The sequence below is a fragment of the Micrococcus sp. HG099 genome, from assembly GCF_024723355.1.
In the GTDB taxonomy this organism is placed as follows: Bacteria; Actinomycetota; Actinomycetes; order Actinomycetales; family Micrococcaceae; genus Micrococcus; species Micrococcus endophyticus.
On sequence record NZ_JANQCJ010000099.1, the window covers coordinates 1 to 8,956 of the forward strand.

The 8,956-nt window shown below is 75.1% G+C and carries 13 protein-coding genes; 7 read left to right on the top strand and 6 right to left on the bottom strand.

All coding sequences use genetic code 11. The annotated features are described in order from the left end of the window. Positions 1 to 3: 3 nt before the first annotated feature. Positions 4 to 873 carry a PhzF family phenazine biosynthesis protein gene (locus NWP10_RS08915; protein ID WP_258300651.1) on the bottom strand — a complete coding sequence of 290 codons (870 nt, stop codon included), beginning with the start codon at positions 871 to 873 and terminating at the stop codon, positions 4 to 6. Positions 874 to 918: 45 nt separating this feature from the next. Between NWP10_RS08915 and NWP10_RS08920 the strand changes: the two genes are divergently transcribed. The 3 genes from NWP10_RS08920 (at position 919) to NWP10_RS08930 (ending at position 3,038) form a co-directional block, all read left to right on the top strand. After that, positions 919 to 1,479, top strand: a complete 561-nt coding sequence (locus tag NWP10_RS08920) for an adenylate kinase (protein ID WP_258300652.1) — start codon at positions 919 to 921, stop codon at positions 1,477 to 1,479. 32 nt (positions 1,480 to 1,511) lie between these two features. Next, on the top strand, positions 1,512 to 2,018 hold the full coding sequence (locus tag NWP10_RS08925; protein ID WP_017489433.1) for a GyrI-like domain-containing protein: 507 nt from the start codon (positions 1,512 to 1,514) through the stop codon (positions 2,016 to 2,018). Between the two features lie 99 nt (positions 2,019 to 2,117). Further along, positions 2,118 to 3,038: an SDR family oxidoreductase gene (locus NWP10_RS08930; RefSeq protein WP_258300653.1), complete on the top strand. Its 921-nt coding sequence runs from the start codon at positions 2,118 to 2,120 to the stop codon at positions 3,036 to 3,038. 30 nt (positions 3,039 to 3,068) lie between these two features. On the opposite strand, the gene NWP10_RS08935 is transcribed toward NWP10_RS08930, so the two are convergent. Then, positions 3,069 to 3,308, bottom strand: a complete 240-nt coding sequence (locus tag NWP10_RS08935; protein WP_258300654.1) for a hypothetical protein — start codon at positions 3,306 to 3,308, stop codon at positions 3,069 to 3,071. A gap of 45 nt (positions 3,309 to 3,353) precedes the next feature. Here NWP10_RS08935 and NWP10_RS08940 point away from each other — a divergent pair, with 45 nt between their 5' ends. After that, positions 3,354 to 3,743: a DUF1304 domain-containing protein gene (locus NWP10_RS08940; protein ID WP_258300655.1), complete on the top strand. Its 390-nt coding sequence runs from the start codon at positions 3,354 to 3,356 to the stop codon at positions 3,741 to 3,743. Positions 3,744 to 3,927: 184 nt separating this feature from the next. On the opposite strand, the gene NWP10_RS08945 is transcribed toward NWP10_RS08940, so the two are convergent. Then, positions 3,928 to 4,287: a VOC family protein gene (locus tag NWP10_RS08945; protein ID WP_184173054.1), complete on the bottom strand. Its 360-nt coding sequence runs from the start codon at positions 4,285 to 4,287 to the stop codon at positions 3,928 to 3,930. Positions 4,288 to 4,336: 49 nt separating this feature from the next. On the opposite strand from NWP10_RS08945, the gene NWP10_RS08950 reads away from it, so the two are divergent. The 3 genes from NWP10_RS08950 (at position 4,337) to NWP10_RS08960 (ending at position 7,091) form a co-directional block, all read left to right on the top strand. Further along, a complete protein-coding gene (locus NWP10_RS08950) occupies positions 4,337 to 4,912 on the top strand; it encodes a GNAT family N-acetyltransferase (protein WP_258300656.1) in 576 nt (191 codons plus the stop codon). A gap of 111 nt (positions 4,913 to 5,023) precedes the next feature. After that, positions 5,024 to 5,608, top strand: a complete 585-nt coding sequence (locus tag NWP10_RS08955) for a hypothetical protein (protein WP_258300657.1) — start codon at positions 5,024 to 5,026, stop codon at positions 5,606 to 5,608. 229 nt (positions 5,609 to 5,837) lie between these two features. Next, positions 5,838 to 7,091 (top strand): MFS transporter, encoded by a 1,254-nt coding sequence (locus NWP10_RS08960; RefSeq protein WP_258300658.1) that lies wholly within the window; start codon positions 5,838 to 5,840, stop codon positions 7,089 to 7,091. A 184-nt stretch (positions 7,092 to 7,275) separates the two neighbouring features. Here NWP10_RS08960 and NWP10_RS08965 read toward each other — a convergent pair whose 3' ends face one another. From NWP10_RS08965 to NWP10_RS08975, 3 genes are all read right to left on the bottom strand, one after another. Beyond that, a complete protein-coding gene (locus NWP10_RS08965) occupies positions 7,276 to 7,902 on the bottom strand; it encodes a CGNR zinc finger domain-containing protein (protein WP_258300659.1) in 627 nt (208 codons plus the stop codon). A 162-nt stretch (positions 7,903 to 8,064) separates the two neighbouring features. Continuing rightward, on the bottom strand, positions 8,065 to 8,733 hold the full coding sequence (locus NWP10_RS08970; protein ID WP_026107041.1) for a DsbA family protein: 669 nt from the start codon (positions 8,731 to 8,733) through the stop codon (positions 8,065 to 8,067). Further along, complete coding sequence (locus tag NWP10_RS08975) at positions 8,730 to 8,903, bottom strand: hypothetical protein (protein WP_017489687.1); 174 nt, start codon at positions 8,901 to 8,903, stop codon at positions 8,730 to 8,732. Before NWP10_RS08975 ends, NWP10_RS08970 begins: the two co-directional genes overlap by 4 nt. Positions 8,904 to 8,956: the final 53 nt, after the last annotated feature.

Here is an 8,956-nt window from a genome sequence, read left to right on the forward strand (position 1 = left end):
GGCCTAGAGCGCGATCGTCCCGTCCACCAGCACGGCCGCGCGCCCGCCCACCCAGATGCGCGCGCCGTCGTCGTGCACGTGGACGCGCCCCCGCCGGCCCACCTGCGAGCCCTGCGCGGCAACGTACCGCGGCGGCACCAGCCCGGCCCCGCGCAGCCACTGCGCCAGCGCCCCGTTGAGGCTGCCGGTCACCGGGTCCTCGGAGCCGTAGGCGAAGGCGCGCACCTCGCACGCGGTCTCCGCGCCCGTCGCCTCCAGCCCCACGACTCCGACCTTCAGCTCCGCGTGCCCGCGCGGCTCCAGGGCCCGCACGGCGTCGGCGTCGGCCAGCCGGACGAGCTGCCAGGCCGGGCCGTTCTCGCCCCACGCGTGGTCCACGATCGCTTCCCGCCCCACGCCGAGGCCCGCCGCGATGCCCACGACGTCGGCCTCGTCCAGCGGGCCTGAGCGGCGCAGGGGCGGGGTGGCGAAGGCGAGGACGCCGTCGTCGGCGAGGGTCACGGGCACCAGTCCCACCCCGCACTCCTGGACGAGGCGCCCGGGCGTGCGCGGGGTCCCGCCGGCGTGCAGCCAGGCCAGGGCGCTGCCGAGGGTGGGGTGGCCGGCGAAGTCGAACTCCTCGCGCGGGGTGAAGATCCGCACCCGGTAGTCCGCGTCGGGGTGCGTGGGCCGCAGCAGGAACGTGGTCTCGGAGAAGCCGGTCCACGCGGCCAGGGCCTGCATGTGCTCGGTGGAGAGCCCCTCGGCGTCCACGACGACGGCCAGCGGGTTCCCGGTCAGCGGCCCGGTGGCGAACACGTCCACCTCCAGGAAGCGGCGGGCGGTGCCGGGCGTGGGGCCGGGTGCGGGGTGCGGTGCGGCGGTCTCGGGCATGGGTCCATCCTGCCGCCCCCGCGCCGCCGCCCCTACGCTGTCCCCATGCCCGCCGCCACGCTCGAGGACCTCCGCCGCGCCCGCCGCGTCCTGTTCCACGGCGTCACCGGCTCCGGCAAGAGCACCGCGGCCTTGGCGCTCGGGACGGTGCTGGGCCTGCCCGTCACCCTCGTGGACGAGCGGATCGGCTGGCTGCCCGGCTGGGCGCAGCGCCCGGTCGAGGAGCAGGTCGCGATCGCGGACCGGATCACGTCCGGGCCGGCGTGGATCCTGGACTCGGCCTACGGCTCGTACCGGGCGTCGGCGACCGCGCGCGCCGACGTCGTCGTGGGTCTGGACTACTCCCGCGCCCGCACCTTCGCGCGGCTGGGGCGGCGCACCGCGGGCCGTGCCGCGCGGGGGACCGAGGTCTGCAACGGCAACGTGGAGACGTGGGCGCGGGCTGTCGGCCCGGACTCGATCCTGCGCTGGCACGCGCAGTCGTTCGACCGCAAGCGCGCCTGGATCCGGGCGCGCGAGGCGGACGACGCCGGCACCCCGGTGCTGCGCCTCACGCACCCCCGGCAGTGGGAGCGGACGCTCGCCGCGCTCGCCGCCGGCCGCTGAGGCGTGGGTCACACCGCGGCTACGCTGGGCGCATGAGCACCCTCTCCGAGATGCACGTGATCGACTTCCCCGGCTTCCCCACCGTGGTGGTGCGCGGGCCGGGACAGTCCGTGGACGGCCTGCACCACTTCATGGACACGTCCTTCCGCGCCCTCGGGGCGGCGATGGGGCAGGGCGTGTTCGCCCCCGCGGGCCCCGCGTTCGCGCTGTACCGGGGCATGACCGGGCAGGGCCTGGGGGAGAGCGTGGACCTCGAGGTCGGCCACCCCGTGGACGTGCCGCCGGCGGCGCCCCTGGACGTCGACGGCGTGCGCGTCGAGCCGTCCTCCCTGCCGGCGGGGCGCCTCGCCGTGGCCAAGCACACCGGCCCCTACGAGCTGCTGCCCGAGGCCTGGGAGGCGTTCCTGGACGCCCTGCGCGCGGACGGCCACGAGCCCGGGGACCTCTGCTGGGAGGCCTACGACACCGAGCCGGGGCCCGACGTCGACCCCGAGACCCTCGTGACCGGCCTCGCCGTCCCCGTGCGCACCGTGGCCTGACCTGCGACGACGAACCGTGGCCCCGCCACGGGTCCGCTCCCTAGGCTCGGAGGACGGCGCGCAGACCGCGCGTCGCCCCGAGACCATGAGGAGCACCCCGTGGCGCACGACGACGCGAACACCACCACCACCGACCAGCTCACCCTGCAGGACCCCACGAAGCGCTACCCCGTGATCAGCCCGCCCGAGCAGTACCTGGAGGGCACCGGCCTGGACGCCGAGATGACCCCGAAGGCCGACCTCGGCGAGCACTCCTACCGCGGCACCGGCCGCCTGGCCGGCCGCAAGGCGCTCATCACCGGCGGCGACTCCGGCATCGGCGCGGCCACCGCCATCGCGTTCGCGCGCGAGGGCGCCGACGTCGTGATCACCTACCTGCCCGAGGAGGAGACCGACGCCCAGAACGTCCTCGAGGTCCTGAAGGCGGAGGGGCGCACCGCCGTCGGGATCGCCGGCGACCTGCGGGACCGGCAGTTCTGCCAGGACGTGGTGGCGCAGGCCGTGGAGGCCATGGGCGGGCTGGACGTGCTCGTGAACAACGGCGGCAAGCAGGTGGCCCAGAAGGAGTTCGAGGCCATCGACGACGAGCAGCTCGAGGCCACCTTCGACGTCAACATCCTGGCCCAGTTCCGCCTCGTGCGGGCCGCGCTGCCGCACCTGAAGCCCGGCGCGTCCATCATCAACACCACCTCCGTGGTGTCCTACATGCCGCCGGAGACCCTGATCGACTACGCCTCCACGAAGGCCGCGATCAACAACTTCACCAAGGGCCTCGGCCAGCAGCTGGCGCCGAAGGGCATCCGCGTGAACGCCGTGGCGCCCGGGCCCATCTGGACGCCGCTGCAGCCCTCGGGCGGCCAGCCCACGGAGGAGCTGCCGGACTTCGGCCAGTCCACTCCGCTGGGCCGCGCCGGCCAGCCCACCGAGCTCGCCCCGGCCTACGTGTTCCTGGCCTCGCCGGAGTCCTCCTATGTGGTGGGCGCGACCATCCCGGTCACCGGCGGCATGCCCACCCCGTGACCGGGATCGGGCGTTCCTGTCCCTGGGCGGTCACACCACCAGGGACAGGAACGCGCCGAGCGCGAAGCCGACCACGGTGAGCAGCCCAGCCTTCTCCCCACCCTTCTCTCGGGCCTCGGGGATCATCGTGTCGATCAGCATGACCAGCAGGGCGCCGGCCGCGAACCCCTGGATGCCGCCGGTCAGGGCGGGGGAGGCGACGTCAGCGATCAGCCCGCCGCCCCACGTCGCCAGGGCGCAGACCACCGTCACGAGCGACCACTGGAACACCCCGCGGCGGCTGCTCGGGCTGTGAGCGGTGGCTAGGGTGGGAGGATGATCCTCCTGGGCTTCGTCCTCGCCGGCCTCGCGGCGCTGGTGCACGTGTTCATCTTCTGGATGGAGTCCCTCGCGTGGACCTCCGAGCGCGCCCGCCGCACCTTCGGCACGGGCACCGTGCAGGAGGCCGAGGCGACCCGCGAGCTCGCCTTCAACCAGGGCTTCTACAACCTGTTCCTGGCCATCGCCGTGGTGCTGGGCATCACGTTCTACGCCGCGGGCCACCACGCCGTCGGCGCGACCCTCGTGTTCACCGGCGCCGGCTCCATGGCCGCCGCCGCCCTCGTCCTGCTCCTCTCCAGCCCGGACAAGCGCGGCGCCGCCCTCAAGCAGGGCGTCGTCCCGGCGCTCGGCGTGGCAGCGCTCGCGGTCGGGCTGCTGGTCTGAGGGTCGGGGCTCACCCCAGCCCCGGCTCCTCGACGTCGCCGGGGCCGCCGCCTCAGCTCAGCGCACGACCTCGTCCGCCTCGCCCGTGAGACCGAGCTTCTCGGCCGCGTAGTCCACGTCCTTGTCCCCACGGCAGGACCCCCACGAACGCTCGTGGGGGTCCTGCCGCGGGGTGGTGCGTCGCTCAGATGTCGAGGATGCAGAACTCGTTGCCCTCGGGGTCGGCCATCACGGCCCAGCCGAGGTCGCCGCGGCGGTCGTCCACCATGACGGCGCCGATCCGCAGGGCGCGCTCGACCTCCTCGTCCCGCGTGCCATCCTCGACGGCCAGGTCCATGTGGGCGCGGTTCTTGACGCGCTTGGCGTCCGGCACCTTGTAGAAGAGGACCGTGTACCCGTGCGGCGTGACGAGGTAGCACTCGTCCGAGCCGGGCTCGTAGGAGTCGGGCTCGCTGACGTCCCAGCCCATCAGCTCGCGCCAGAACTCGGCGACGGCGTACGGGTCCAGGGCGTCCCAGGTGGTGTGTGACAGACGCAGGCTCATGGGCCCATCGAACCACCGGCGCCGGTGACGGGAGGCTTACGATCCCGTCATGCCCCACGAGCTGTACCTGACCCACGACTCCGTCCGCCTGCGCCCCCTGACCCCCGACGACGCCCCGGCGCTGCGCGCGATCGTCGACGCGGCCGCCTGGGCGGGCTTGAGCACGCCCCTGCCCGAGACCGACGAGGCCATGGCCGAGCACCTGCGCACCCTCCTGGCGGTGCCGGGGATGCAGGCCTTCGCCGTGGAGCGGGACGGCGAGCTCGTGGGCCGCACCGCGTTCTACGAGCACGTGCCGGGGGTGCGGGTCGACGTCGGCCACACGATCTACGCGCGCCCGTACTGGGGGACCGAGGTGAACCCGGCGTGCAAGCTGCTCCTGCTGGGGCACGCGTTCGAGGAGCTGGGGGTGGCCCGCGTGGGGCTGCGGTGCGACCACCGCAACACCCGCTCCCACCAGGCGATCCTGCGCCTGGGGGCCACCTTCGAGGGGACGTTGCGGGCGTTCCGGAAGGCGGCGGACGGGTCCATCGCAGACGCGGACTACTTCAGCATCACCGCTCCCGAGTGGCCGGCCGTCCGCGCCGGGCTCGCGGCGCGCCTGACGGGGGCCGACGCGGGCTGAGGGGCGCGACGAGTGAACGGCGAGGAACCGGATCGTCTCATAAGGCGGACGCATATCTCACCATGTGGATGCGCGTGGTGACTCGGTGAACCCCGGTTCACTCTTGTGTGCATGACGATCACCGCCGCCGAGACCCAGTCCCTCACCGCCGAGGCCACCGCCGTGCTGGCCGCCATGCCCGGCGTCTCCTACGCGCAGTTCCTCGCCGAGGCTCCCGAGGTCCCCGGCATCGTCGCCGTCGTCGCGGCCGAGTCCGCCCGCGCCCGGCTCGGCGTCGAGGCCGAGGAGACCGGCCTGCTCGCCGTCGCCGTGGCCCCCCACGGCCTGCGCGCCCGTGACGTCCGCGCCGCCTTCCAGTCCGGCCGCACCGCCGTCTCCCCGCTGCGCCAGGCGCTCGCCGCGCTGCTCGAGGACGAGCTGGACCTCGAGGTCGAGCGCACCAGCCCCGGCGCCGCCGGCACCGGCTTCACCCTGACCCCGGAGTCCGAGGACGAGCTGACCGCCTGGATGCGCGCCCACCTCACCCTCCGCGCCTGGGCCATGCAGGACGCCACCGTCCTGGCCGACGTCGCCGCCCAGGTGAACGCGGACCTCGCCCCGGCCCTGGCCCTGGACGGCGTCGCCGCCCCCTCCGCGCACCTGCGCGCGCGCCTCGCGGCCATGGCCGCGGCCGCCCGCCGGTCCGCCACGATCTGAGGGGCGGCCGGGCGTCGCCGTCAGGTGGCCTGCGACGACGCCCGGCCGTTCCCTCTTCCTCCCTCTCCTCCGCCCCGCCGACGCCGTCTACACGGGCCAGAACCCAGCGTCCTCCGCGGAGCTGACGCAGCGGCTCATCGCCGACCTCGGCTGAGCGGGCCTCGCCCGCCCGGCCGGGCTGACGAGGCCGGATGCGGGGTCGTCGGCGCGGACGCGGTAGAACTGTCGGGTGCCCTCCACCTCTCCGGACCCCTTGCCCCCGCACGCCCGCCCCGGGCGGCGCGTGCCGGCGTCGGTCCCGTTCGGCCTCGCGCTGGCCGCCGTCCTGCTGCTCGCCATGAACCTGCGCCCGGGTGCCACCACGCTGGGCCCGGTGATGCAGGAGGTGTCCGCGGCGCTGGGGCTCAGCGGCGGGCTGGCGGGCCTGCTGGCGGCGTTGCCGGGGATCGTGTTCGGCGGGGTCGGCTTCGTAGCGGTGCGCATGGGCGGTCGGCTGGGCATGTCCGCCGCGCTGGCGCTGGGCGCGGGACTGGCCGCGACGGGTCTGGCGGGGCGCGCCGTCGTGGACGACGTCGCCCCGTTCCTGCTGCTCACCGTGCTGGCGCTGTCCGGCATGGCGCTGGGCAACGTGCTGATCCCGGCGTGGGTGAAGCTGCACGCGGCCTCGCGCACCACCGTGCTCATGACGGTCTACAGCGCGTCCCTCACCCTCGGCGGGTCGACGGCGGCGCTCGTCACGGCGCCGATCGCGGCGGCCGCCGGGGCGGACGGGTGGCGCTGGGCGCTCGGCGCGTGGGGGCTGGCGGCGCTCGCGCCGCTGGCCGTGTGGGCGGCGGTGGCGTGGCGCACCGGCCACGACTTCCCGCGGATCCTCACCCCGGAGGGCGGCGGGGTGAGCCTGCTGCGCTCGCCGACCGCCCTCGCGCTCACCCTGCTGTTCGGCGTGCAGTCCATGAACGCGTACGTGCAGTTCGGGTGGGTGCCGCAGATGCTGCGCGACGCCGGCCTGTCCGCGGGCGCGGCCGGGACGTCGCTCGGGATGACGGCGGGGCTCGGCGTGGTGGGCTCCCTGATGATGCCCACGGTGATCAGCCGTTCCCGGAACCTGAAGGCGTGGATGGTGCTGTTCGGCGCCATGACGACGCTCGGGTACGTGGGGATGCTGGCCGCCCCGGTGGCGGGGGTGTGGCTGTGGGCGGCGGTGCTCGGCCTGGGCGGGTTCGCGTTCCCCACGGTGATCACGCTGCTGGCGGCGCGCACCCGGGACCCGCACGTGACGGCCCGCCTGTCCGGGTTCGCCCAGCCGGTGGGCTACGTGCTCGCGGCGATCGGCCCGTTCGCGGTGGGCCTGCTGCACGACCTCACGGGCGGCTGGACCCTCGTGCTCGTGCTGCTCGCGGCCTCCGGTGTGGTGATGGCGGCGGCGGGCCTGCGCGCCTCCGAGCCGGTCTACGTCGACGACGAGCTGGCCGCGCGCGCCTAGGCCCCCGGCGGGTCACCCCGTCGTCTCCGTCTCCCACGCCGGGGCCTCTGTCCTTGTCCGGCGGAAGAGTGGTCTCAGCGGAAAGTGCAATCGAAAACTGCGGAGAAAAGATTGCAGGCGTCCCGACGACGCCTTCCCCCGCCTCTCATCGTGCGCCCTCAGCCGGCCCCTCAGCAGGCCACCCTCATCGGGGTCCCATGCCGGCGCATCCCTCGGTGGCGGGGCTGCCACCGCCGTGCTCGCGGAGCCAGGCCCGGTCCCGGTGGGTCCGCACGGCGGCCGCGGCGCGACAGCGGTCCGAGCAGAACCGGCGACGTCGGCCGCGGTCCCTCTCGTCGACGAACGCCGCGCGGCACCCGGGCAGGCCGCACAGGCCGAGCCGGTCGCCCTCACCGTCCACGACGAGCCAGGCCAGCGCCCCCGCCGTCGTCGCCTGGACCTGTCCCAGGACGTCGTCCAGCGAACCCGAGCCGTCCGCGCTCGCCGCGGTGAACCGCCAGACGGGCGAGGTCTCATGTCCGGCCGACGCGCTCAGGAGGGCGCGGATCGGCACCGCCTCCAGGAGGGCGGCCACCGCGTCGGCGCGGTCGCGGGGGCCGTCCGCCGCGAAGACCGGACGCAGGCGCCCCGCCCATCGGCTCAGCCGCCCGGCGAGCACGAGGCGCTCGCGCACGGGGAGCGCATCCGGTCCGCCGAGCCCGTGCTCCTCCAGCAGTGCGGCGTGGTCCTGGGCGTCGCCGTGGCGCCGCGCCACCCGAATCAGGCCGGCCGCGAGTCGGGCACCGGCCAGGGTCTCTCCACGCACGCTCACGGCACCATTGCACACCCGGGGCCGGACGGGGCCCGCGGTCATCCACAGTCCCTGCGACCACCGAGTCCGGCACTGCCCCGCCCGCCGGGAGGCCGCCCCCCCTCAGTGCCGGGCCCGGGCCGCTGAGGGGTCAGCGGCCCGCGCCCCCGCGCCGTGGGCGGTTCAGCGGCCCGGCTTCTCCGCCCACGCGGTGGCCAGCGCGCGCTGGAACACCTCGAGGGGCTGGGCGCCGGAGATGGCGTACTTGCCGTCCACCACGAAGAACGGGACGCCGTGGATGCCCAGGCGTCGGGCGGTCTCCACGTCCTCGTCCACGTCCTGCGCGTGGGCGTCCGAGGCGAGGGCGGCGAGCGCGGCGTCCCGGTCCAGGCCGGCCTCCGCGGCGAGGTCGGCGAGCACCTCGTGGTCGGCCACGTTGCGGCCCTCGGTGAAGTAGGCCTCGAAGAGGCGGCGGATCACCGCGTGCTGGAGGCCGTGCTCGGCCGCGAGGTGGGAGAGCCGGTGCGCGTCCCGCGTGTTCACGGCCTGCGCGATGTCCTGGCGGAACGTCACGCCCACCTCGGCGCCGCGGGCGGTGATCTGCGCGTCCATGGCCTCGGCCTGCTCGCGGGTGATGCCCTTGGCGGCCACGAGCATGTCCAGGACGGGCTGAGGGCGGTCCGCCGGCAGGTCCGGCTGGAGCTGGAACGAGTGGTACCGGATGTCCACGGGGTGCTCGGCGGCGTCCGCGGCCTGGTCCAGCAGCGTGTCCCCGATCAGGCAGAACGGGCACATCACGTCGCTCCACACGTCCACGGTGACGCGGTCCTCGGCGGTCTCGAAGGGGCTCATGCGCACACCCCGTCTACGCCGCACACCGGGGCGTCGGCCTCGCCGTCCGCGGCGAGGAGGGTGAAGGCGGGCAGGGCGGCGTCGGGCTGGTCGGCGTCGGCCGGGGCGGCGACGTCGGCCCGCGCGTCGTCCGCGGGGCGGGGCGGGGCCGGCTGGTCGGGGGTCTGCATGCCCTCACCCTCGGCTGGCTCTTATTCACATCTGACGCTGCCGACGCTCCTAC

Bases quoted from the DNA above. Each gene is read 5' to 3' on its own strand.
- NWP10_RS08945 (WP_184173054.1), bottom strand. From the start codon at position 4,287: ATGAGCCTGCGTCTGTCACACACCACCTGGGACGCCCTGGACCCGTAC.
- NWP10_RS08955 (WP_258300657.1), top strand. From the start codon at position 5,024: ATGACGATCACCGCCGCCGAGACCCAGTCCCTCACCGCCGAGGCCACC.
- NWP10_RS08940 (WP_258300655.1), top strand. From the start codon at position 3,354: ATGATCCTCCTGGGCTTCGTCCTCGCCGGCCTCGCGGCGCTGGTGCAC.
- NWP10_RS08925 (WP_017489433.1), top strand. From the start codon at position 1,512: ATGAGCACCCTCTCCGAGATGCACGTGATCGACTTCCCCGGCTTCCCC.
- NWP10_RS08950 (WP_258300656.1), top strand. From the start codon at position 4,337: ATGCCCCACGAGCTGTACCTGACCCACGACTCCGTCCGCCTGCGCCCC.
- NWP10_RS08970 (WP_026107041.1), bottom strand. From the start codon at position 8,733: ATGAGCCCCTTCGAGACCGCCGAGGACCGCGTCACCGTGGACGTGTGG.
- NWP10_RS08920 (WP_258300652.1), top strand. From the start codon at position 919: ATGCCCGCCGCCACGCTCGAGGACCTCCGCCGCGCCCGCCGCGTCCTG.
- NWP10_RS08975 (WP_017489687.1), bottom strand. From the start codon at position 8,903: ATGCAGACCCCCGACCAGCCGGCCCCGCCCCGCCCCGCGGACGACGCG.
- NWP10_RS08915 (WP_258300651.1), bottom strand. From the start codon at position 873: ATGCCCGAGACCGCCGCACCGCACCCCGCACCCGGCCCCACGCCCGGC.